At 43.8% G+C, this 21,460-nt stretch carries 22 protein-coding genes, 2 pseudogenes and 1 riboswitch; of the genes and pseudogenes, 19 read left to right on the top strand and 5 right to left on the bottom strand.

All coding sequences use genetic code 11. The features are described 5' to 3' along the window. Window positions 1-2: 2 nt before the first annotated feature. The 9 genes from ACESPQ_RS11385 to msrA all read left to right on the top strand — a co-directional run bounded on the left by ACESPQ_RS11385 (window position 3) and on the right by msrA (window position 8,186). Window positions 3-1,166, top strand: coding sequence for a MalY/PatB family protein (locus ACESPQ_RS11385; protein ID WP_118002743.1), 1,164 nt, complete (start codon window positions 3-5; stop codon window positions 1,164-1,166). A 19-nt stretch (window positions 1,167-1,185) separates the two neighbouring features. Then, a complete protein-coding gene (locus ACESPQ_RS11380; protein ID WP_008818376.1) occupies window positions 1,186-1,581 on the top strand; it encodes a PTS sugar transporter subunit IIA in 396 nt (131 codons plus the stop codon). 23 nt (window positions 1,582-1,604) lie between these two features. After that, window positions 1,605-2,081 (top strand): PTS system mannose/fructose/N-acetylgalactosamine-transporter subunit IIB, encoded by a 477-nt coding sequence (locus ACESPQ_RS11375; RefSeq protein ID WP_008818377.1) that lies wholly within the window; start codon window positions 1,605-1,607, stop codon window positions 2,079-2,081. A gap of 18 nt (window positions 2,082-2,099) precedes the next feature. Continuing rightward, window positions 2,100-2,852, top strand: a complete 753-nt coding sequence (locus tag ACESPQ_RS11370; RefSeq protein WP_002607132.1) for a PTS mannose/fructose/sorbose/N-acetylgalactosamine transporter subunit IIC — start codon at window positions 2,100-2,102, stop codon at window positions 2,850-2,852. Window positions 2,853-2,866: 14 nt separating this feature from the next. Beyond that, the gene (locus ACESPQ_RS11365) at window positions 2,867-3,685 is read left to right on the top strand and encodes a PTS system mannose/fructose/sorbose family transporter subunit IID (RefSeq protein ID WP_002607133.1); all 819 of its coding nucleotides are present in this window, start codon (window positions 2,867-2,869) and stop codon (window positions 3,683-3,685) included. Between the two features lie 147 nt (window positions 3,686-3,832). After that, window positions 3,833-4,546: a GntR family transcriptional regulator gene (locus ACESPQ_RS11360; RefSeq protein WP_002607134.1), complete on the top strand. Its 714-nt coding sequence runs from the start codon at window positions 3,833-3,835 to the stop codon at window positions 4,544-4,546. A 62-nt stretch (window positions 4,547-4,608) separates the two neighbouring features. Continuing rightward, a complete protein-coding gene (recQ, locus tag ACESPQ_RS11355; protein WP_373144378.1) occupies window positions 4,609-6,411 on the top strand; it encodes a DNA helicase RecQ in 1,803 nt (600 codons plus the stop codon). 188 nt (window positions 6,412-6,599) lie between these two features. Further along, window positions 6,600-7,514 (top strand): carbohydrate kinase family protein, encoded by a 915-nt coding sequence (locus tag ACESPQ_RS11350; protein ID WP_002607136.1) that lies wholly within the window; start codon window positions 6,600-6,602, stop codon window positions 7,512-7,514. A gap of 165 nt (window positions 7,515-7,679) precedes the next feature. Next, the gene (msrA, locus tag ACESPQ_RS11345) at window positions 7,680-8,186 is read left to right on the top strand and encodes a peptide-methionine (S)-S-oxide reductase MsrA (RefSeq protein ID WP_002607137.1); all 507 of its coding nucleotides are present in this window, start codon (window positions 7,680-7,682) and stop codon (window positions 8,184-8,186) included. A gap of 136 nt (window positions 8,187-8,322) precedes the next feature. Here msrA and ACESPQ_RS11340 read toward each other — a convergent pair whose 3' ends face one another. Further along, window positions 8,323-8,871 (bottom strand): folate family ECF transporter S component, encoded by a 549-nt coding sequence (locus tag ACESPQ_RS11340; protein ID WP_002607138.1) that lies wholly within the window; start codon window positions 8,869-8,871, stop codon window positions 8,323-8,325. Between the two features lie 61 nt (window positions 8,872-8,932). Further along, a riboswitch (THF riboswitch) is annotated at window positions 8,933-9,030 on the bottom strand. Window positions 9,031-9,388: 358 nt separating this feature from the next. On the opposite strand from ACESPQ_RS11340, the gene pta reads away from it, so the two are divergent. From pta to ACESPQ_RS11300, 8 genes are all read left to right on the top strand, one after another. Continuing rightward, window positions 9,389-10,363 (top strand): phosphate acetyltransferase, encoded by a 975-nt coding sequence (pta, locus tag ACESPQ_RS11335; protein WP_002607139.1) that lies wholly within the window; start codon window positions 9,389-9,391, stop codon window positions 10,361-10,363. A 264-nt stretch (window positions 10,364-10,627) separates the two neighbouring features. Further along, window positions 10,628-10,882, top strand: a complete 255-nt coding sequence (locus tag ACESPQ_RS11330) for a hypothetical protein (protein WP_002607140.1) — start codon at window positions 10,628-10,630, stop codon at window positions 10,880-10,882. 217 nt (window positions 10,883-11,099) lie between these two features. Further along, the gene (locus ACESPQ_RS11325; protein WP_009588667.1) at window positions 11,100-12,206 is read left to right on the top strand and encodes a patatin-like phospholipase family protein; all 1,107 of its coding nucleotides are present in this window, start codon (window positions 11,100-11,102) and stop codon (window positions 12,204-12,206) included. Between the two features lie 87 nt (window positions 12,207-12,293). After that, window positions 12,294-13,232, top strand: a complete 939-nt coding sequence (locus ACESPQ_RS11320) for a collagen-like protein (protein WP_118002739.1) — start codon at window positions 12,294-12,296, stop codon at window positions 13,230-13,232. Window positions 13,233-13,265: 33 nt separating this feature from the next. After that, the gene (locus ACESPQ_RS11315; RefSeq protein ID WP_109770630.1) at window positions 13,266-14,336 is read left to right on the top strand and encodes a glycosyltransferase; all 1,071 of its coding nucleotides are present in this window, start codon (window positions 13,266-13,268) and stop codon (window positions 14,334-14,336) included. 213 nt (window positions 14,337-14,549) lie between these two features. Beyond that, on the top strand, window positions 14,550-14,978 hold the full coding sequence (locus ACESPQ_RS11310) for a MarR family winged helix-turn-helix transcriptional regulator (RefSeq protein WP_002607144.1): 429 nt from the start codon (window positions 14,550-14,552) through the stop codon (window positions 14,976-14,978). Window positions 14,979-15,030: 52 nt separating this feature from the next. Continuing rightward, window positions 15,031-16,767 (top strand): ABC transporter ATP-binding protein, encoded by a 1,737-nt coding sequence (locus ACESPQ_RS11305; RefSeq protein ID WP_373144377.1) that lies wholly within the window; start codon window positions 15,031-15,033, stop codon window positions 16,765-16,767. Beyond that, window positions 16,757-18,646 (top strand): ABC transporter ATP-binding protein, encoded by a 1,890-nt coding sequence (locus ACESPQ_RS11300; RefSeq protein WP_002607146.1) that lies wholly within the window; start codon window positions 16,757-16,759, stop codon window positions 18,644-18,646. The genes ACESPQ_RS11305 and ACESPQ_RS11300 overlap by 11 nt, the downstream gene beginning before the upstream one ends. 116 nt (window positions 18,647-18,762) lie before the next feature. Here ACESPQ_RS11300 and ACESPQ_RS11295 read toward each other — a convergent pair whose 3' ends face one another. Beyond that, complete coding sequence (locus ACESPQ_RS11295) at window positions 18,763-19,077, bottom strand: hypothetical protein (protein WP_009270282.1); 315 nt, start codon at window positions 19,075-19,077, stop codon at window positions 18,763-18,765. 124 nt (window positions 19,078-19,201) lie between these two features. Between ACESPQ_RS11295 and ACESPQ_RS11290 the strand changes: the two are divergent. Next, window positions 19,202-19,312 (top strand): annotated as a pseudogene (locus ACESPQ_RS11290) (8-oxo-dGTP diphosphatase MutT); the annotation flags it as partial. Window positions 19,313-19,369: 57 nt separating this feature from the next. Here the strand turns inward: ACESPQ_RS11290 and ACESPQ_RS11285 are convergent. From ACESPQ_RS11285 to ACESPQ_RS11275, 3 genes and pseudogenes are all read right to left on the bottom strand, one after another. Then, window positions 19,370-19,504 (bottom strand): annotated as a pseudogene (locus tag ACESPQ_RS11285) (helix-turn-helix domain-containing protein); the annotation flags it as partial. A 222-nt stretch (window positions 19,505-19,726) separates the two neighbouring features. After that, a complete protein-coding gene (locus tag ACESPQ_RS11280) occupies window positions 19,727-19,879 on the bottom strand; it encodes a hypothetical protein (protein ID WP_156346812.1) in 153 nt (50 codons plus the stop codon). Window positions 19,880-20,022: 143 nt separating this feature from the next. Then, window positions 20,023-20,157 carry a hypothetical protein gene (locus ACESPQ_RS11275; protein ID WP_257366961.1) on the bottom strand — a complete coding sequence of 45 codons (135 nt, stop codon included), beginning with the start codon at window positions 20,155-20,157 and terminating at the stop codon, window positions 20,023-20,025. 285 nt (window positions 20,158-20,442) lie between these two features. Between ACESPQ_RS11275 and ACESPQ_RS11270 the strand changes: the two genes are divergently transcribed. Beyond that, window positions 20,443-21,444 carry a YHYH domain-containing protein gene (locus ACESPQ_RS11270; RefSeq protein ID WP_373144376.1) on the top strand — a complete coding sequence of 334 codons (1,002 nt, stop codon included), beginning with the start codon at window positions 20,443-20,445 and terminating at the stop codon, window positions 21,442-21,444. Window positions 21,445-21,460 lie beyond the last annotated feature (16 nt).

The following is a 21,460-nucleotide window of genomic DNA, read 5'->3' as shown; positions in this document are numbered from 1 at the left end:
ATATGTATACATTTGATGAGCTGATAGATAGAAGACATACAGAGTCTACAAAATGGGATCGTTATCAGGATAAACTGCAACGCGATGATCTTCTGCCTATGTGGCTGGCAGACATGGATCTGCCTGCCTCGGATGAAATAAAAGAAGCATTGATGAAACGTGCTTCTCATCCTATTTACGGCTATAGTGATCGAGGCAGACTGTACTATGAAGTGTTCGCAGAACGCTTTCAAAAACAATATGCTTATGATATAACCGCAGATGATGTTATGTTATCCACCGGTGTCATGTATTCCATTGCCGCTGCCATACATCTGTTTACAAATCCGAAGGACGGTATTCTATTGCTGATGCCTTGCTATCACCCGTTTGTAACGTGTGTGGAAAACAGCGACAGAAGGGTGATACCAGTGGATATGTGTGTACATGATCAACAGTATGAAATTGATTTCGAACAGTTGGAAAATCGATTGAAAAAAGATGATACTGTAAAGGCCTTGATCCTGTGCAATCCGCATAATCCCAGCGGACGTGTTTTCGGATATGAGGAATTGAAGCGGCTTTCCGAAGTCTGTGAGAAATATCATTTGCTCATCATCTCAGATGAAATTCATAGTGATTTTGTTTATGAAGCAAGATTTATACCGATTATGAAGGTAAGCACCTACGCACGGCAGCATACGATTGCCTGCGTATCACCGACCAAATCCTTCAATCTTGCAGGCTTGAAAGTATCTGCAATTCTTGTGAAAAACGAATCAATGAAAAAAAAGCTAAAAGATTATTGTTCACTCATTGGAATCAGCAGTATCAATATCTTTGCCATGGAGGCGGTGAAGGCAGCGTATTTGAAATCCAATGACTGGCAGCAGGCGCTGCTTACATACCTGAAGGACAACAGAAACCTTATAACTGCCTTCGTGAAGCGTCATGCTGATCAGATAGTTGCATTTCAGCCGCAGGGAACATATTTTTACTGGATGAAATTCCATACCGATATACATGAAAGGCTGCTGAATGAAGCAGGTTTGATTTTGAATCATGGTGCAGAATTCAGTTCTTCCTGCGCTGCATATGAGCGTTTGAACTTTGCCTGTCCAAGACCGCTGTTACAGGAAGGACTGAGACGGTTGGATACATTACTAAAGGAAATAGAGAACGAATAACGAACAGAAAGGAGGATTTATGATAGGAGGAATTATAGCCACACACGCCGGACTGGCGAATGGATTTCTGGAGGCTGTTGAAATGATTGCCGGTAAACAGGAAAATCTGTTAGCAGTTTCCTTGCGGGAAGGAGATGGTCTGGAGATACTGATTGAGCGTCTTCAAAAAGCTGCCGCTGCCATGGAGGGAGAGGAGCTTGTTATCTTTACGGATCTGTTTGGGGCTACGCCCTTCCATGCGGCAAGTGTGCTAAGTGCTCAGACCGGCTGTCATGTTGTGTGTGGTGTCAATTTAGCACTGTTACTGGATTTTGCAGTAAAACGGGAAAGTATATCGCTGCAAGATATGAGAGACAGTTTGCAGGCAGTGAGCAAAACCGATTATCGCTGGATTGAACAAAGTGATATCATCTAATCTTTTGAAAGGAGAAATGAAGTATGGGAATTACTGTATTACGGTGTGATGACCGTTTGATTCACGGACAATGTATCGTAAAGGTTCTGAATGATTACAAAATTGATTATATTATTTTGGTTGATGCATTCACTGCATCCAATCCGGTCATGAGCAATATTTACAAGATGTCTGTACCTCCGAATGTACATCTGGATGTGGCATCTGCACAATCGGCGATTGCTTTAATTGAACAGGCGGAAAAGAGTAGTGAGCGTACATTGGTTTTGGTAAAGGATCCGATCATCGCTTTGGAGCTTCAGAAGAACTGTACCGTGCTGCCAAAGGCTTTGAATATCGGGCCGATGAGCAATCGAAAGGGAACGAAAAAGGCTACTTACTTTTCTTACCTGCTGGATAGTGAAGCAGCGGCGTGTGAAGAACTGCATGCCATGGGAATACGTGTTTATTTCCAACAGGTTCCGGGTGAAAAAGAAATGGAATGGAAAGAAGCATTTTAGTGAAAGGAGAATAGGACTATGACTTTACTACAAGCTTTACTAATCGCGTTACTTGGGTATCTGGGCTCCATTTATGGAACCTTTCTGTTGGGGACAGTTGGCGGATGGAATATGATTGGCCGCCCGATTGTTGCAGGGGCTCTGATCGGTCTGATTTTGGGGGATGTTAAGAATGGTGTTTTAATTGGAGCAGCAATACAGGCGCTTTATGTGGGACTGGTAACGCCGGGAATGTCGGTGCCGGGAGATGTGAATTTTGCATCCTATATAGGTATACCACTGGCGCTGGTATCAAATGCATCTCCGGAATATGCAGTGGGAATCTCTGTACCGCTGAGTCTTCTTGGGGTAGCGGCTGTATATAGTGTTGCGACCTTTAATGCAGTCTTTGTCCATTTGCAGGATCGCTGGATCGAGGAAGGTAAGCTGAAGCAGGCAACAAGAATTCCGATTTATTCCAATATTTCACAATTTGTCGTCCGCTTTATTCCAATTTTCCTTGCCTGCTATTTCGGGGCAGACTATGTTCCAAAAATGATTGCATTGATCCCGGATCAGCTGGGTGTTATATTCCAGGTGCTTGGTGGTATTCTGCCGGCGGTTGGCTTTGCGTTGTTGATTAAATTCACTTTAAAAAAGAATATCGAATTACTGTATGTTCTTGTTGGGTTCATTATGATGGCAGTATTGAAAATGCCGATAGTGGCAATTACGGTGCTGGCAGCATTTATTGCATATCTTGACTATCTGCGCTGCGTGAAACAGTCTTAGGGAAGGTGAAAAGTATGACAATTTTATCAAAGAAAGATGTACGAAAATGTTATGTGAACTGGATAACATTTGCATTGGGCTGTCAGAATATGGAACGAATGATGGCTCCGGCATTTGTCCGCATGTTTGGTCTTGTATCCGAGAAGCTATATGATTCCAAGGAAGAACAGCAGAAGCTGTTGGACAGACATACTCAGTTTTTCAATACGGAGGAAGCTTTCGGCTCTATTATTCCAGGCGTGATTTTGGGAATGGAGGAAAAGCGTGCTGAAGGTGAGGAAATACCGGATGAATTGATTCAAAGTACGAAAACAGCATTGATGGGACCCTTTGCCGGTATGGGAGATTCCTTAATAGGTGGAACCCTGCGCCCTATTTTATGTTCGATTGCCATGGGATTATCTGCATCCACAGGCAGTATTGCCGGACCGCTGTTCTACTGTGTTGCCTGGCTCGGCATTATCATTCCCGGAACCTGGCTATTATTTTCAAGAGGCTATAAGCTTGGTATCAATGCTGCTGATGTGCTGTTTGTCGGCGGACGTAAGGATATCATCACAAGAGCGGCAAATATAGTAGGTCTGATTGTGGTTGGTGCTATATCGGCCCAGTATGTCAGTGCGGTATCCGGCTGGTCCTATCGCAGTGGAGATATGCTATTCAGTCTGCAGGGGATTCTCGACAGTATTATGCCGGGACTGCTTCCATTGGGACTGACACTATTGGCTTGGATTCTGCTGGATAAAAAGAACATGAAGATTACGACGGTTTTCATCATTTTCATTCTGATTGCAATTGTTGGTGGTTTAAGTGAGCTGCTGATTGTTGCCTGAGTAGATATTCTGTAACATACATGAACAACCCTGCACAAAAGCTCCTTAATGGAACGAATGCAGGGTTGTTTGTATCTGTTCTTCCAAAGAATGGAAATTGTGCAAATGTTATGTTAGAATGTCTGTACATAAACAGGAGATGAACGTATGGAGAATAAAATACCAATCTATCGACAAATTGAGCAGTATATTATGAATAACATTGAAGATGGAATTTATGCAGAGGGAATGATGATACCGAGTGAGGAGGACTTCTGTGAGAAATTTCATACAAGTCGTATGACGGTAAGAAAGGCATTTGACATATTGCAAACAAAAGGTATTTTGCATAAGAAAAAAGGAAAGGGAACTTTTGTAAGTACGTTCAGCATTGAGAAAAACATGCAGACCATACATGGCTGGAAAGAAACCATGCAGATGGCAGGGTATCGTACACGGTCAGATCTATTGAAAATTGCAATGGAAAAGGCAGATGAGAAAATCGCAAAAAAACTGCATATGAAGGAAGGGGACTTTGTATATATCATCATTCGACTACGTTATGCTAATGATACGCCGATTTTGATTGAGAAGGCACATCTCAATGCGTTTATGTTTCCAAATCTGCTGCAGATTACCTTTGAGGAGCAATCGCTTTATGAGATATTGAAGAGGAATTATCAATTACATATACATCACGTTTGTCAAAAGGTTCTCACACAGAAACTATATGGAGCTTATGCACAGCAGCTTTTTCAGGAGGATGAGGCAACAGCACTCGTTATGGAAAATATATCCTATGACGATAGAGAGATTCCTTTGGAGTATACGATCAGTTATATAAATGGAGAGCTGTATTCATTGAATTATTACGTAACTTAATGTTACTATAATAGGCAGCAGACTGTTGGTTAAATAAACAGGACGAGCTGTGGGGATGTGAAATGATGAAGGATTATGAGGTTTTAAAAAAATATTTCGGTTATGAAAGCTTTCGGGAAGGTCAGCAGGAGCTGATAACAAATATTCTGGAGCGCCATGATGTGTTGGGAATCATGCCAACCGGGGCAGGTAAATCTATCTGCTATCAGGTTCCGGCCGTGATGCTGGAGGGAATCACACTGGTTATCTCTCCTTTGATTTCTCTGATGAAGGATCAGGTGGGAACCTTAAACGAAGCTGGTATTCGTGCAGCGTATTTAAACAGCTCCCTATCCTATGCCCAGTATCACAAGGCACTTTCTCTTGCACGCGGATATACCTATAAGATCATATATGTAGCTCCGGAAAGACTGATGAGCGATGAATTTTTAAGCTTTGCAAAAGAGATGAAAATCTCCATGGTATGTGTGGATGAAGCACATTGCGTCAGTCAGTGGGGACAGGATTTTCGACCGCATTATTTACATATTCGGGAATTCTTAAAGGAAATGCCGCAGCGACCGATTGTTTCTGCATTTACTGCAACGGCAACCACACAGGTAAAGGAAGATATTCTTCAGCTGCTGGATATGAAGGATCCTTATACTATAACGACAGGCTTTGATCGTAAGAATTTGTACTTTGCTGTGGAAAAGCCGAAGGATAAATACCAGACACTTCTGCATTATGTAAAACAGCATACGGAGGATGCGGGCATTGTCTACTGTCTGTCAAGAAAAACAGTGGAGGAGGTCTGTGATCGACTATGCGCCGATGGCTTTGCGGCAACACGCTATCATGCCGGTTTGAGCGATGCAGAGCGTATGAATAATCAGGATGATTTCATCTATGACAGAAAAACCATCATGGTCGCTACCAATGCGTTTGGAATGGGGATTGATAAATCCAATGTGCGGTTTGTCGTTCATTTCAATATGCCTAAAAATATGGAAAGCTATTATCAGGAGGCGGGAAGAGCCGGGCGTGACGGGGAACAGGCTGATTGTATCTTGCTGTACAGCGGCAAGGATGTCCGTTTGAATCAGTTTTTGATTGAACAGGGAAGCGGTCATGAGGATATGGAAGAGGCTGTTCGCATGGAGCTGCAGCAAAAGGAAAAGGAACGGTTGAAATCCATGACCTTCTATTGTACGATTCCCAGCTGTCTTCGTCATTACATGTTAAAATACTTCGGTGAGGAAAGTGATGGCTTCTGCGGCAGCTGCTCAAACTGTCTGACACAATATGAGGAATGTGATATCCGTATGGAAGCATCCCGTCTTGTGGAATGCATCCGTCACAGCGGAGAACGCTTCGGGAAAACGATGATTGTAGATATTGTTAAGGGCAGTGCGAACGCCAAAATCAAAAGCTATCATCTGGATAGAAATCCGGCTTATGGTTCGTTGAAGGACAGCTCACGCAATCATCTTTATGAAATCCTTCAGCATCTGCAATTTCAGGGTATCCTGAAACAGAGTGAGGACGGCTATTCGGTACTGTCGATTCATCAGGAGGAGCTGCTTCCTACAGATGGTCCGCTGATGATGAAAATTGTCAAGGAGAAGCAGGTGCAGACCCCTGTGGTACAGACAGATAGCGGCGATAACCGGCTGTTTGAATTGCTGAGAATCTGCCGTTCCCAGCTGGCACGAAAAGCCCATGTTCCTCCGTACATGGTTTTCTCCGATAAGACACTGCATGATATGTGTGCGAAAGCACCGCATTCAAGAGAAGAAATGCTGGGAGTCAGCGGTGTCGGTGAAGTGAAATATGATAAGTACGGAGAAGCCTTTTTAAAGGTCATCGCATCCTTTGACTCATAAAGACTTAAACACCTTGCGTTCATGAAAAAAACGCAGGTGTTTTTTCAAATGATAAATCTTATCAGGGAAATACCTTTTTCCTCATAAAGATGAATGGCAATTCAACCCGCTGTACTTGTAAAGCGGCATGATTATGATATCATGGTTATAGCATTACAATGAGGTATTGTTAGAAGGAGGATACAGCCATGAGTATCATATGTATTGGTCAGTGTGCCTATGATTTAACATTTCCCATACAGGAGCCATTGATAGAAAATCAGAAATATCGGATTATGGAGCCATTCTCCTGTATTGGCGCACCAGCGGCAAATGCGGCATATTTATGTGCCCTATGGAATGCAGAAACCGTATTGATTTCCAGATGTGGCAAAGATTTCTACGGTGCGGAAATCCGAAGAGTTTTAAAGGAAGCAGGGGTTGATACAGCATACCTTATGGAGGATGAAAGCTTTTCAACACCGGTAAGTGCTATTATCGCCAATTCCTTTAACGGGTATCGCACCATATTCAACTGTCCCGGTATACAGCGAAAGCTGGAGTTCCATTACCCAGAGCAGGCAGAAATTCTCTTACTGGACGGTCATGAGCTGCAGGCGTCATTGGAGGCACTCAGCCGTTATCCGGATATTGACAGTATAATGGATGCCGGAACCTTTCACGAGGAAACAAGCGTACTTGCCCAAAAGGTGACCTATCTCGTCTGTTCTCAGGATTATGCAAGACAGTTCAGCAATATCGAGGTGTCCATACAGGATGAAAACAGCTGGAGACAGACCTTTGATGCCCTGCATGCACTGAATGCGGGATATATCGTTGTAACTCTGGGAGATCAGGGATTATTGTATGAGGATACGCAGGGGATACACCATATAGAGGCCTTCAACGTATCGGCAGTGGATACGACCGGAGCCGGCGATATCTTCCATGGCGCGTTTACATACTGTATTCATAAGAGCTATCCGCTGCAGGATGCATTGATAATTGCTTCCGCAACCAGTGCGATTTCTGTGCAGACTCTGGGAGGACAGACATCCATACCCACAAAGGCGGCTGTGAACAGGTTTTTGAATGAGCAGTGTTGTCATCTTATTTTAAAATAGCCATATACTTTATGCACGGATTGTTTTCAAGTGACCTGCTGTTTTAACTTTTTTTAATGAATGCGGCTGGAATATGATAAACTATAATTATTAACCTATCTGCAGGAATGCGTGTGACTGCGCATATGAATTGAGCTTTCACAAAGCTGTATCGGAGGTGTGAAAATGAAAGAAATCTATCTGGCAGGCGGCTGCTTCTGGGGAATGCAGGCATATTTTGAACAGCTGCAAGGTATCGTGGCAACAGAGGTCGGCTATGCGAACGGACATGTGGAAAACCCAACCTACGAAATGGTTTGCGGCGGTACTACCGGGTATGCAGAAGCCCTGCATATTCAATATGATGCATCCGTGATTACATTGCGCTTCCTGTTATCCTTATACTATGATGTCATTGATCCGACCAGCTATCATCGTCAGGGAAATGATATCGGGGAACAATATCGAACAGGTATTTACTATGTGGATGAAGCAGATCAGCCGGTTATCGAGGCTTCCCTGCAGGAGCTGGCAAAATGTTATGAGGAACCGATTGTTGTAGAAATGAAGCCATTGACGAGCTTCTGTTCTGCGGAGGAGTATCATCAGGAATATCTCAAAAAAAATCCAGGCGGATATTGCCATATATCCAGGGAAAAAATACAGACAGTAAAAGATAGGAAACTGGGATAAAACCCATTTCTATCATGTGTCTGCATTTCGTTTTTTCAGACTTGATTTAGAGAAATACATTTCATATGAATGTTTAAAGGGATAGTATAAAAAAACTACGTTACCATTCAAAACGTAGTTTTTCAATATTGCAAGGCTATGTTCTACGTACTCTTTCTGCGCCCTTGAGCGCTGCATACAGCAATGCTACATCCACAGGAAACATCACCACATTTTTAATCAGCCGCACCATGGTAAAGAGCGGACTCTGGTACATCATGTTCAGCCATAGAGATGTCAGAATCAGATTGATAAATACAGTGATGCAGGCTCTGGCAATGATCACTCTGGGAAGGGTGATTTTTTTCTTATAAAAGAAGCAGCCATATATCATTCCGGTTAAAAATTCGTTGACAGCAAACCCCGGGAAGTAGGGACCATCAGGTCGAATGATATATTTCAGCGTATCTGCAATGACACCGGCAAAGCCCGTACAGATCGGCCCGTAATACATGCCGCATACAGCAGCCGGAATACTGGAAAATCCAATACGAAGCGTTGGTGTTATGGGGATGAACAGTGTGCCGACAACGACATTCAATGCGGTCAGCATGGCGGTTCCGGTAAGTGCGGGAACCTTGCGCAGCTGTTCTGCGCTAGTTTTCATCAAACCGGGAAGCCCGGCGATTTCTTTCGCAAAGTTCATAAAAAAATACCTCCTTTCCGATATTGCATATAGAAAAGAGATATGAAAAGTTTTCTCATGCAACAGCGGGATGCGACCAGGAAACCGCAAGATAAACTTTTCGCCCGTCTGACAACTCCCCGTTCAGATGGTACTTAACGCTTCCTGACCTACTCTGCTTATGGGTAGATTATAGAGCAGCAGGAAAGAAAATACAAGTGTTTTTTTCAGAACTGTATGGATGAAGCACTGACGGTATCTGAACGGCAAACGGAACATTGAATTTGTTTATGGAGAATGAACGACATTGTGAAAAAAGCTTTTTTATAAACAAACGATGAGGCGTAATTTCAAGTGCAGATAAATTCAGGAGGCTTTCATAGATATCGGGAAAAAAGCACTGTATATATGTAAATAATGCCGGAATACCTGTTATCCTGCATTTTCACTTGTGAAATCATTGATTTGTGAAAATTTCCTTTTTTTATGCAAAGTGTCGGTGTATAATAAAATATGGCAAGGAAAGTGAGGATTTTTTATGATCAATACATTAATTGAAAAAATCAAGGGGAAGGGAACACGTATCGTATTTACGGAAGGCTCCGACCCGCGTATTCTGGAAGCAGCAATCCGTCTGCATAAGGAAAATATCGTAGTACCTGTTCTGCTGGGAAACCGTGCGGAAATAGCCGGTTCTGCAGCAGCAAACGGATGGGATATCGAAGGCATTGAAACACTGGATCCAATCGAATACAAGAACATGGATATGATGGTTACAAAGGTGATCGAGCTGCGTAAGGGTAAGCTGGATGAAGCACAGGCAAGAGAAGCATGTCTGCACAGAAACTTCTTTGGTACCATGTATGTAAAGCTTGGTTGTGCGGATGGTCTGCTAGGTGGTGCTACATACTCAACAGCAGATACTGTACGTCCTGCATTACAGCTGATTAAGACAAGACCGGGAAACTCCATCGTTTCCAGCTGCTTTATTCTGATGAAGGATGGCGAAGAAAATCTGGTTATGGGAGACTGCTCCATCAATATCGACCCAAGTGCAGATGATCTGGTTGAAATCACTCTGCAGACTGCTCATACCGTACGTCAGTTCGGCATTGAGCCAAGAGTCGGATTGCTGTCCTACTCCACACTGGGCTCCGCAAAGGGTGCCAGCGTTGCGAAGGTAAATGAAGCGGCTACCCGCTTAAAGCGTATGCCTCTGGATTTCGCAGTCGAAGGTGAAGTACAGTTTGACTGTGCGGTTGCTCCGGAGGTTGCTAAGCTGAAAGCACCGGACTCCAAGGTTGCAGGAAATATCAATACATTCATTTTCCCGAATATTGATGCAGGAAACATCGGCTATAAAATTGCATCCCGTCTGGGCGGATATGAAGCAATCGGACCGATTCTGCAGGGTCTGAATGCACCAATCAACGATTTGTCCCGCGGATGTAATGCGGAAGAGGTCTTTAAAATGGCCATAGTAACTGCTGCACAGAAATACATGGATATCTAAGCAGTTACATCATAAACTCATAAGGTATGATCGCATACAGGCGTTGATGATGATCAACAAAAGGACAAACGGAGATTCCATGTTCTGTTGAAAAAGCAGCAGAGCAGGGAATCTCTTTATTGCATTCCGAACAGGAAAAGAAGCGTTTATTTTAATATAGATAGCTTTGGTGAGGAATATCGGCGGTAGCTATGATTACCTTTATATATACATAGGCGGGAAAAGAGGATATAATGAAGGAAAGAGGATTGGAGGCGATATGCTATGCTTGCTATATGGAATCGAAAAGAAGTTATGCTGACAAATGATATGGAACGGCTTGCGAAAGCGCGTTATGCTCTACAAGGTGCAGGAATCGTCTACACATTGAAAACAAAAAATTTTTCGGCAGTTCATCATGGAGGTCCGGCTATTGCCCAAAATTCAAGACATCAGGATGTCATGTATTATCTCTACGTGCATAAAAAGGATGAGGATAGGGCGCTGTACGTTATTCAGGAAGCGCTGCGCAGCTCCTGATCATCCGCCCTTTAACGGGCTTCAAAAGAGTTTGCTGGTTCTTGCAGTCATGTCAGTGCGAAGCTGCAGAGTCAGATACTGCTTTAACGGATAAAGTAAAACTGCGTTTCATAATGGATGCATGAAATATTGATGATTACATAAGCATCCATCTCTTCATACGAAAACAGGCGGTACTGCAGCCGTCTTTTTTGCATACGTTAGTAAGGGTGAAATTTTGAAAAAAGAACAAATGCATATCGGACTGGCATTGTCCGGCGGTGGTATGCGCGCAGCGATTTATCATCTTGGCGTGCTGAGATATCTTGCCCAACAGGGGCTTATGGGCAGGGTTTCCCATATTTCAACAGTATCCGGTGCCAGTATCTGTATGGGGCTGATCTACGCCTGCAATGCCAATCAATGGCCGAGCGATACACAGTTTCTGGAACGGGTATTACCTGCTGTTAAGAAGTGTATCACACAGAAGGATATTCAGTGGCATGCGTTGCTTCGTCTGTTTTTGCAGCCCTATTACTGGGATAAAAAGGTCAATCTTCTGGCGAAGGTGATGGAACAGCGCTGGGCAGTGAAGGGCTGTCTGCAGGATATTGCAAGCTGTCCGGCATGGACCATCAATACAACAGCTTATGAATCGGGTAAGGACTTTCGCTTTTCCAGTGCAAGAATGGGGGAACGGGATTCCAGCTATGTCATGCATCCGTCCTTTGCATTGTCACATGCTGTTGCGGCAAGTGCCGGATTTCCGGTACTCATCGGTCCCTACAAGCTGAAAACAGACAAGTATATCTGGACGGATGCTACCGGAACGATCACAGTCCGGCCGAGGGATCGTGTACTGCATCTGTGGGATGGCGGTGTCTATGATAATATGGGGCTTGACCCGCTTTTCACCACTGAGCAGGATGGCGGTCTGCACAGGAATATCAACTATCTGATTGTTTCCAATGCATCCGGCAACATCGAGCATAAGACAAGAAAGTATTCCTTTTCCATTGAAAATCTCAAACGCCTGCTGGATATCAATATGGATCAGGTGGAATCCTTACGTTCTCAGGAGGTTATTGACTTCTTCCGCAGATATCACAATGGTGTCTATCTGAAAATCGGTACAACAGTAAAGGAGATCATGCAGCATTGTGCGTTGTCAGAGGAACAAAGGGATGCATGGATCCGCAGCAGTATGAAGGAGGCTGAGGTACAGCGGGTTGCTGATTATAAGACAACACTGGAGAAGGTATCAGCATCTGATTATGATGCTATTTTACAGCACGGCTACGAAATCGCCAAAGCAACACTGTCATGTTTTGGGAATATCGCCTAAGTGTGTGCATTTTCACTAACACAAATGCCCGGTTGCGCATATAGTGAAGTGAGTAAGGAAAGAAAAGCTCTTGAAAGGGGAATAGCTATGTATCGAAACAGATATGACGATAACTGCGAATATGACGACTACGATTCCTACCGTGGATTTGATGAGCCAAAAGCTGGGCAGGACTGTGGCTGCAGATGCGACCGGGATTTTGACGATAACCGCTCTGCAGAGGATGAGCAAGGCTTTGCACAGGAATATTACAACTGCAATAGTGATGGCGGTTCAGCTTGTGACTGCGGCTGTGACTGCAACCGACCGCCGCGTCCGCCACGCCCGTATCCTGGTATCGGACCTACCGGTCCCATGGGTCCAAGAGGTCCAAGGGGTCCGCAGGGACCAAGAGGTCTGCAGGGTCCTCAGGGAAGAGAAGGCCTGCAGGGCTTACGTGGTCCTCAGGGAAATACCGGCCCACAGGGAGTAGCAGGCGTTCAGGGTCCTACCGGATCAACGGGTCCTCAGGGAATGCCGGGTGAGCGTGGCGCAACCGGCGCCAGAGGGGCAACCGGAGCCCAGGGTCCACAGGGACCGCAGGGGGCAACCGGACCAGCCGGAGAATCTGCGCCCCTTGTACAATTTGCTTCCGTCAGTCTTCAGTCCTTTACAGATAAGCAGTTCTGTGCACAGGATGCCTTTGTATTTGATGTAGGCACCATTCAAAGCGGATTTACAATTTCTGAGGACTATCAAAGTGTCATTGCAGGACATGCCGGAACCTATGTGGTGCAGTTCGGCTGTCTGCTCGCTTCACAGCCCTGTGAGGGGGATGCTGTTGCTCTGGAGCTGAACAGTGCAATGATTATTGAGGAATCCAGAATACCGATGCTGTGTGAAGGAAGCTTTGTGCAGGGCAGCTGTATAGTTGAATTGGGTGAGGGAGATAGTCTGCGCATGGTCAGCGATACCGCACAGGGAGTCAACGTATGCAGCTTTAACAATACAGTCAATGCCTATCTGATTGTTTATCAGATTAACTGATAAGCAGCTTCGGATAGGGAAAGGGGTCGATGTATGGCGGGAATTAGTGTTTGCATGATTGTCAAAAACGAAGAGGAGGTTCTGGCACGCTGTCTTGCCTGTGTAACCTCCTTTGCGGATGAAATTATTGTTGTGGATACCGGAAGTACAGATAAGACAAAGGAAATTGCGGCCGGCTTCACGGATAAACTTTATGATTTTGCATGGTGCGATGATTTTTCCAAGGCGCGTAACTATTCCTTTTCCAAGGCAACACAGGACTTTATCATGTGGCTGGATGCGGATGATGTGATATTGCAGGAGGATCAGGAACAGCTCGTGGAGCTGAAGCAGCGACTGCAGCCGGAGGTTTCCATTGTAATGATGAAATATCATACAGCGTTTGACGATAAGGGAAATCCTACCTTTTCCTATTATCGGGAGCGCTTGATGAACCGGCGTATGCAGCATCGCTGGACCGGTGTCATTCATGAGGTGATACCATTAACAGGAATGGTACAGTATGAGGACATTGCGATTACACATCAGAAGCTGCATGTCAATGATCCGGACCGTAACCTTCGCATTTTTGAAAAGCTACTGGCACAGGGGAAGCAGCTGGACGCAAGAGAACAGTTCTATTACGCAAGGGAGCTGTACTATCATGCACGTTACTATGATGCTTTGCAGGTGTTTGAAGCCTTTTTGGACGGAAAGCAGGGATGGGTGGAAAACAACATTGATGCGTGTGAAATGATGGGCTACTGTCACAGTGCGCTGCAGCAAAAGGATGAGGAGCTGCAGTCCTATCTGCAGAGCTTTCGATATGATGCACCAAGGGCGGAGCTTTGCTGTGATATCGGAAAATACTTCTTTGATGAAAAACGCTGGAAGGAAGCGGTGTTCTGGTATGAAACAGCATTGCATCGGACACGTGATGATAAAAGCGGTGCCTTTGTTCGTGTTGACTGCTATGGTTATCTTCCGGCAATTCAGCTCTGTGTCTGTTACTGGCAGCTGCATGACCGACAGGCGTCCATGCATTACAACGATATCGCAGGCAGATACAAGCCGGACAGCATCGCAGTACAACAAAATCGAAAATTTTTCGGGAATGCATCCTAGTAAATTCGGGATGTATTCTTTTTTTGATAACAGGTGTGTTGGCTGCATGCGGCAGTCATCTACCCGTAAGGATAGAAAAAAGTCGGGATATATCATATATATAAGGAAGCATAACGGAAAAAAGGAAGAGTGGAAAATATTTGACAGGGAAGAAAAGCTGGTGTATAATTCATAGCGTGCTATATATTAGCTGATAAAGTGCGAGGTGAAAGCATGGCGGATATGCATATCGGATATCTCATAAAACAGGTGTTTCTAATGAATCAGGCCAGATTGAATACCATATTTGCGGAATTTGATTTGACGGCTTCCCAGACCTTCACGCTGATTTACCTGTTTAAGGCTCATGAACGCGGAGAGCAGGTACATCAAAAGGACATTGAGGATGCAATGGATATATCCAATCCATCCGTAACCGGTATTCTGAATCGTCTGGAGCATAAGGGACTGATCCATCGTGTCGCAAGCACAAAGGATGCGAGGGTGAAAAATATCGTGGTCAGTGAACAGGCGCTGGAGCTGGACAAGATTCTCAGAGAGAAATTCAAGGAGAATGAAGAGGAGCTGGTGACGGCACTGAATGATGAGGAAATCGCATGTATGCAGAGCTGCCTGCTGAAAATGCTTGGGCAGAAGAGCTGATGCTTTTCTTTTCACAAAATACATAGCATGCTATCGAAAAGGAGATGACAATATGATTAAACGGATTTTACAGGAAGTAAAAGAATACAGGAAAGCCTCCTTTCTCGCTCCGATCTTCATGGTGGGAGAAGTTGTACTGGAAATTTCACTGCCGTTTCTGATGTCCTTTATCATTGATAAGGGTGTGAGTCAGGGCGATATGACGGAAGTGACAAAATATGGTGTCATTATGATTGTGGCAGCCTTCGGCTCCTTGTTCTGCGGGGCGATGTCGGGGAAATATGCAGCTTATGCATCGGCAGGCTTTGCCAAGAATCTGCGCAGAGCAATGTTCTACAATATTCAGGATTTCTCGTTTCATAATATCGATAAATTTTCTACAGCCGGTCTGGTGACTCGCCTGATGACGGATGTGACGAATATACAGAATGCCTATCAGATGGTGCTGCGGATGTGTGTGCGTGCTCCATTGACGCTGGTTTGTGCTATGGCAATGACGTTTGTGATCAATGCCGAGCTGTCCATGGTATTTCTGTATGCGATCGCCTTTTTGGGAATCGTTCTGATTTTTATTATGAAATTTGCCCATCCGATTTTTCTGCAGGTATTCAACAGGTATGATGATTTAAATGCAAGTGTACAGGAAAATATTACGAATATGCGTGTCGTAAAGGCATATGTAAAGGAAGATTATGAGATTTCAAAATTTAATAAGGCATCCTATAATATTTACCGTATGTTCAAAAAGGCGGAGAATATTCTGATTTTTAATTCTCCGGCAATGCAGCTGTCCATGTATGCCTGTATCCTGGCGATTTCCTGGCTGGGGGCAAGAATGATTGTCGGTGGTTCTATGACAACCGGTGAGCTGATGAGTATGATGACCTATACGACGAATATCCTGATGTCACTGATGATGCTGTCTATGATCTTTGTCATGCTGTCCATGAGCTTTGCCTCCGTTCAGCGAATTGATGAGGTACTGGATGAAAAGAGTGATATCGTTTCACCGGAAAAGGCTGTTACCGAGTTGAAGGACGGTTCCATTGATTTTCACCATGTCAGCTTTGCATACAGTGTGGATCAGGAGGCTGATTCACTGGAGGATATTGATTTGCATATCCGCTCAGGAGAAACGATTGGAATACTTGGAGGTACGGGAAGCGGGAAGTCCTCTCTTGTGCAGCTGATTCCCCGACTGTATGATGTGACAAAGGGAAGTCTGTATGTTGGCGGTGTGGATGTAAAGGAATATGATTTGGATGTACTGCGGAATCAGGTATCCATGGTATTACAGAATAACGTGCTGTTCAGCGGTACGATCAAGGATAATCTGCGCTGGGGAAATCCCAATGCGAGTGATGAGGAAATGCTGCAGGCATGCAGGCTTGCCCAGGCGGATGAATTTATCCAGCGGTTTCCGGATGGCTATGATACGCATATAGAACAGGGTGGAAGCAATGTATCCGGCGGTCAGAAGCAGCGTCTTTGTATTGCCAGAGCCTTACTGAAAAACCCGAAGATTCTGATTCTGGATGATTCCACAAGCGCGGTGGATACGCGGACGGATTATCTGATACGAAAGGCGTTTCGCGAGGATATTCCGGATATCACAAAGCTGATCATATCCCAGCGTATCTCCTCTATTGAGGACGCGGATAGAATTGTGGTGCTGGATGATGGAAAAATCAACGGTATTGGAACTCATGCGGAGCTGTTAAAAACAAATGAAATCTATCAGGAGGTTTATCGTACGCAGATGAAAGGAGGCGATGAGAATGCAGATTAAGAAAAACAAGGTAAAAGCGGACAGGGATTCTCTACAGGTGCTGACGCGGCTGTGCGCTTATGTTATTCGCAATTACAGGGTTTCCTGTTTCTTTGTGTTGATTTTCATTATCATCAGTTCTCTGGCAACAGTGGCAAGCTCCCTGTTTCTGAAAAGTCTGATTGATGATTATATCGCACCGATTCTGGCATCCAACGGACCGGCGGATTTCGGACCTCTGTTTCAGGCGCTGTGTGCCATGGCTGCCATTTATGTATGCGGTATTGCTTCCACGTATCTGTATGCCAGAATTTTGATCAATGTGGCACAGGGGACGATGAAACGGATTCGTGATGATTTATTTGCACATATGGAAAAGCTGCCCATCCGCTATTTCGATACGCATCATCATGGCGATATCATGTCGGTATATACGAATGATACGGATACACTGCGGCAGGTAATTTCACAAAGTATTCCACAGCTGCTGTCGAGCGCGATTACTGTCGTGAGTGTCTTTCTTTCCATGTGTGTGCTGAGTCTTTATCTGACGGTCATTGTCGTGGTTATGGTAATCGTCATGAAGACGGCAATGTCTAAAATCGCAGGACAGAGTGCTGTTTATTTCAAGCGGCAGCAGAGTGATCTCGGTGTTGTGAACGGCTATATTGAAGAGATGATGAGCGGGCAGAAGGTCATTAAGGTGTTTACGCATGAACAGGAAACAAAGGATGGCTTTGATCAGGTGAATGAGCAGCTGTTTGACAGTGCTTATCAGGCGAATAAGTTTGCAAATATCCTGATGCCGGTTATGGGAAATCTGGGGAATATATCCTATGTATTGACGGCATTGCTCGGTGGACTGATCGCTATCAACGGCATCGGTGGTCTGACATTAGGTGCTCTGGCATCCTTCCTGCAGTTGAATCGATCCTTTACTATGCCGATTACGCAGATATCCCAGCAGTTAAATTCCGTTATTATGGCATCCGCAGGTGCTTCGCGCATCTTTGCATTGATGGATGAAGACCTAGAGCCGGATGATGGCCTGGTGACGCTTGCACATGTGCAGGAGGTTGACGGTGAGCTGATTGAGAGTGAGGTGCCGACAGGAAAATGGGCATGGCGGCATCCGCGAGGAGATGGTGCTGTGCAGTATGTTCCTCTGGTTGGAAATATCATTTTTGATGATGTGGATTTTGGCTATCATGAGAATAAGCAGATTCTGTATAACATCAAGCTGTATGCTGATCGTGGTCAGAAGGTGGCATTTGTCGGTGCTACAGGTGCAGGAAAAACCACAATTACCAATTTGATCAACCGATTCTATGATATACAAAAGGGGACGATCACGTATGATGGCATTGATATCAAGCTGATTAAGAAGGATGATCTGAGAAGGTCTTTGGGCATCGTTTTGCAGGATACGCATCTGTTTACCGGAACAATACGAGATAATATTCGATATGGTAAGGCGGATGCTACGGATGCAGAAGTGATTGCGGCGGCAAAGCTTGCAAATGCACATGGCTTTATACGACATCTGGAGCATGGCTATGATACGGTGATCAGTGGAGATGGGGCTTCTCTTTCTCAGGGGCAGCGGCAGCTGTTGTCAATTGCCAGAGCGGCACTTGCGAATTCACCGGTTCTTATTCTGGATGAGGCGACAAGCTCGATTGATTCCCGTACCGAGAAAATTGTGCAGGATGGTATGGATAAGCTGATGGAGGGAAGAACGGTGTTTGTCATTGCGCATCGGCTTTCCACAATCAGAAATTCCGATGTGATTATGGTGATGGATCAGGGGAAGATCATTGAGCGTGGAAATCATGAGAAGTTGATGAAGGAGAGGGGAACATATTATCAGTTATATACCGGGGGACTGGAGCTGGATTAGGTAGTGTTTTGAAATGAAAAAGGACTGTCTGTTTGAAGAAGGTTAATATTTCTTTGACAGGCAGTCTTTATCATATTGGATTCGTATTTTTTGTATATGTATAGATGTAAGACATCTTAAAGCTTTGATACAGCGTCCTCAAATTCCTTCAGGATATTGTGATGCGCTAAGAATTCAAATACTTCTTCATTGGTTAAATCCTTTTCGTATTCATCAATTACATTGCATACGGTGTTACTTAATGGATATGGCTCACCGCTTTGGGTGCGGATGAAGTGCAGGTGCCAAGTGTTTTCCATCACTGTCAATGTGATGGAGGCGGTATCCTCGCCCATATCACCCCAGATGGGCTTGGTGAAGATATCAGTAAAAAATGAGTAATTTGAAATGATAAATTTATTTTTATAATCGTTAATAGTTTGTATCGTCATATCGTCCCTTCCTTTATTTCTTTATCATTTTAGCATTATTTAAGCTTAAGTACAAATATTACAGATATATAAGAAGATTGTAATCCTATACTTGATTTGATATGATACATACAGGTGATGTAGTATGAAAAAAATAGAAGTCGTAGCCGCAATCATAAAGAAGGATGACTTTTATCTGATTGCTCAGCGATTGAAAGGTGAATTTTCTGGACTCTGGGAGTTTCCTGGAGGTAAGCACCTCGGCAAGTATGAATAATGCATCAAGAGAGAAGCTTTTATTACAATTAGGCGCTTCAATCTTGCTGATATAGCTTATACTTAAACCTGACAGTTCACTCAACTGTTCTTGTGTTAAATGCTTAGCAGTACGCAATACTTTTATTTTTGATGCAATCCGATTATATTCCTCAAAATAATTTTCTTTCATTTTATTATGTTAACAGTACATTCATGTTATCTCCTTACTTCCATTATAGAAGTAATTAAATAGCCTAACCTTTCACTTATAGTGAAATCCAATCGAGATAATAGCTTTCTATGCAGTTTACTTTATGATAGATTCTATGAGGATGTAGTAGGATGCTTGAAAAGAGCTGTCACTAGAATTTTACTTCTTAGTAACAGCTCTTTTCACTATTCACTTTTCAAATCACCAGCAGCCCTTATCTTCAGCCTGCTTGTTTTTTGGATAATACGCCAATGGTTCATTATCATATCGATACTGCACAGTATCACGAACCGCTCCAGCCGTAACAGCCAAATCAACCGCCTTCGCCTTTTCAATTGCTTCCTCACAAGGCACCTCATCATCTGAAACCTGCTGCTCTCATGTACCACTTACCTTTGAAATGGCAGCACCAATTGCATTTGCTACTCCAAAATGCTCTGGCTTCGCCTTCTGCCTGCAACAAGACAACGGCTTTGACACAATCACGGAGCCACCGCCTACAGCACCAGATCTACATCTTGGGTACTGATTTTCATGCGGTCAATACTATTCTCCAGCATGACCGCCATTGCTCTTTTCGCAAACGCCATAATGATATTCTTTGTCAGGGCTGCATATCCAACATCCGTCATACCTAAGTAAACCGCGGTATCATAGTATCACCATATCCATGAAATTCTGATATGAAAGCTTATCCTAATAGCTATGTCATCCCATTTATATCTGAAACCAGCTTGCTTTAGTATAAGAAATTATCAGGATAACCCAATTTCACAATAAAGCCAGTATACAGTCGAGTAATTGTATTCCTATTGATTTAAATAAATTACAAAAGTTTAAATGTAAGCGTTATAATTAAAGCATAGGGAAGGAGGGAAGAGGTTTGTAATTTACTCATAGTCTAGGAGGGTGAAAAAATGAGAAAATTATTTGCATTCGCAACATTCGCATTACTTCTTGTATTACCAACGTCTACTTCCATTCAGGCACATCCAGGAAGAACCGACAGTAATGGCTGTCATACATGCCGGACAAATTGTGAGAAATGGGGATTGGCTTATGGCGAATATCACTGTCACAATGGTGGAGGTACGAGTTCCTCAGGTGGAACATCAGCACCATCAACGAGTGGATCCTCAACACCATCTCCAAGTACACCGCAACCTGTTCAGGAGGCAAAACCAAAGGTTGAAGTTCCGGCACAGCCGAAAATTGATTATGCAAAAGAAGGGGCTGCGGATGGATATTCGTTCAAAATGAAGAATCCGGACAAAACACTGGAAGATGTAACCTATACCTACTCTCAAAAAGCCTACAAAACAGCCTTTAATAAATCCTATGAAAAAGCAGAAACCGAGCTTATGAACAATTCATCCTCACTGGCAGAAACAAACGGAAAGAAAGATGCTTTGGAAAAGAAAGCGTATCAGTTGAAGGAACTCCCATCCAAAATTATAAAAAATGAATATATAGAATATTATAAAACAGCCTTTGATGATGCGGAACAGGAAGTGAAAACAGTTCTGCAGGGTACGGCAGAGTACAATGCCTATGAATATGTATACAATGACAAAAAGATATCCGATGTAGAGGATTATAACTTGAAGAAATTTAAAGCAATCTATAAGGAAGCATATGATACATCCGTCAAGAGCTATGAAAAAGAAAAAAAGCAATTGCTTCAGCTTGCAAAAGACAATGGAAAAAAGGACGGAGAAGAAGGTGAGGATCAGAATCTTGATTTTCTGGATGCTGTGAAGGATACTGCTTTTTATCCAGCCGCGAAAGAAGCTTATGAGGAGGCATATGAAGAAAATAAAAAGGAAGGCAGTCTGTTGATAGGAATGGCTGCGACAGCTGTTCTTATTCTGGGTGTGTATCTGTTTATTAAAAAACTGCGGAATCGAAAAAAGGCATAGAGGCAAGACTTTGAAC

It is taken from the genome of Clostridium sp. HGF2 (genome assembly GCF_964240115.1).
Taxonomy (GTDB): Bacteria; Bacillota_I; Bacilli_A; order Erysipelotrichales; family Erysipelotrichaceae; genus Clostridium_AQ; species Clostridium_AQ innocuum.
Note: the sequence above shows the minus strand (reverse complement) of the source record. Positions and strands in the feature narration are given on the sequence as shown.

Excerpts from the sequence above, each read along its gene's own strand:
- ACESPQ_RS11385 (WP_118002743.1), top strand. The coding sequence starts at position 3 with ATGTATACATTTGATGAGCTGATAGATAGAAGACATACAGAGTCTACA.
- ACESPQ_RS11380 (WP_008818376.1), top strand. The coding sequence starts at position 1,186 with ATGATAGGAGGAATTATAGCCACACACGCCGGACTGGCGAATGGATTT.
- ACESPQ_RS11375 (WP_008818377.1), top strand. The coding sequence starts at position 1,605 with ATGGGAATTACTGTATTACGGTGTGATGACCGTTTGATTCACGGACAA.
- ACESPQ_RS11370 (WP_002607132.1), top strand. The coding sequence starts at position 2,100 with ATGACTTTACTACAAGCTTTACTAATCGCGTTACTTGGGTATCTGGGC.
- ACESPQ_RS11365 (WP_002607133.1), top strand. The coding sequence starts at position 2,867 with ATGACAATTTTATCAAAGAAAGATGTACGAAAATGTTATGTGAACTGG.
- ACESPQ_RS11360 (WP_002607134.1), top strand. The coding sequence starts at position 3,833 with ATGGAGAATAAAATACCAATCTATCGACAAATTGAGCAGTATATTATG.
- recQ (WP_373144378.1), top strand. The coding sequence starts at position 4,609 with ATGATGAAGGATTATGAGGTTTTAAAAAAATATTTCGGTTATGAAAGC.
- ACESPQ_RS11350 (WP_002607136.1), top strand. The coding sequence starts at position 6,600 with ATGAGTATCATATGTATTGGTCAGTGTGCCTATGATTTAACATTTCCC.
- msrA (WP_002607137.1), top strand. The coding sequence starts at position 7,680 with ATGAAAGAAATCTATCTGGCAGGCGGCTGCTTCTGGGGAATGCAGGCA.
- ACESPQ_RS11340 (WP_002607138.1), bottom strand. The coding sequence starts at position 8,871 with ATGAACTTTGCGAAAGAAATCGCCGGGCTTCCCGGTTTGATGAAAACT.
- pta (WP_002607139.1), top strand. The coding sequence starts at position 9,389 with ATGATCAATACATTAATTGAAAAAATCAAGGGGAAGGGAACACGTATC.
- ACESPQ_RS11330 (WP_002607140.1), top strand. The coding sequence starts at position 10,628 with ATGCTTGCTATATGGAATCGAAAAGAAGTTATGCTGACAAATGATATG.
- ACESPQ_RS11320 (WP_118002739.1), top strand. The coding sequence starts at position 12,294 with ATGTATCGAAACAGATATGACGATAACTGCGAATATGACGACTACGAT.
- ACESPQ_RS11315 (WP_109770630.1), top strand. The coding sequence starts at position 13,266 with ATGGCGGGAATTAGTGTTTGCATGATTGTCAAAAACGAAGAGGAGGTT.
- ACESPQ_RS11310 (WP_002607144.1), top strand. The coding sequence starts at position 14,550 with ATGGCGGATATGCATATCGGATATCTCATAAAACAGGTGTTTCTAATG.
- ACESPQ_RS11305 (WP_373144377.1), top strand. The coding sequence starts at position 15,031 with ATGATTAAACGGATTTTACAGGAAGTAAAAGAATACAGGAAAGCCTCC.
- ACESPQ_RS11300 (WP_002607146.1), top strand. The coding sequence starts at position 16,757 with ATGCAGATTAAGAAAAACAAGGTAAAAGCGGACAGGGATTCTCTACAG.
- ACESPQ_RS11295 (WP_009270282.1), bottom strand. The coding sequence starts at position 19,077 with ATGACGATACAAACTATTAACGATTATAAAAATAAATTTATCATTTCA.
- ACESPQ_RS11275 (WP_257366961.1), bottom strand. The coding sequence starts at position 20,157 with ATGACGGATGTTGGATATGCAGCCCTGACAAAGAATATCATTATGGCG.
- ACESPQ_RS11270 (WP_373144376.1), top strand. The coding sequence starts at position 20,443 with ATGAGAAAATTATTTGCATTCGCAACATTCGCATTACTTCTTGTATTA.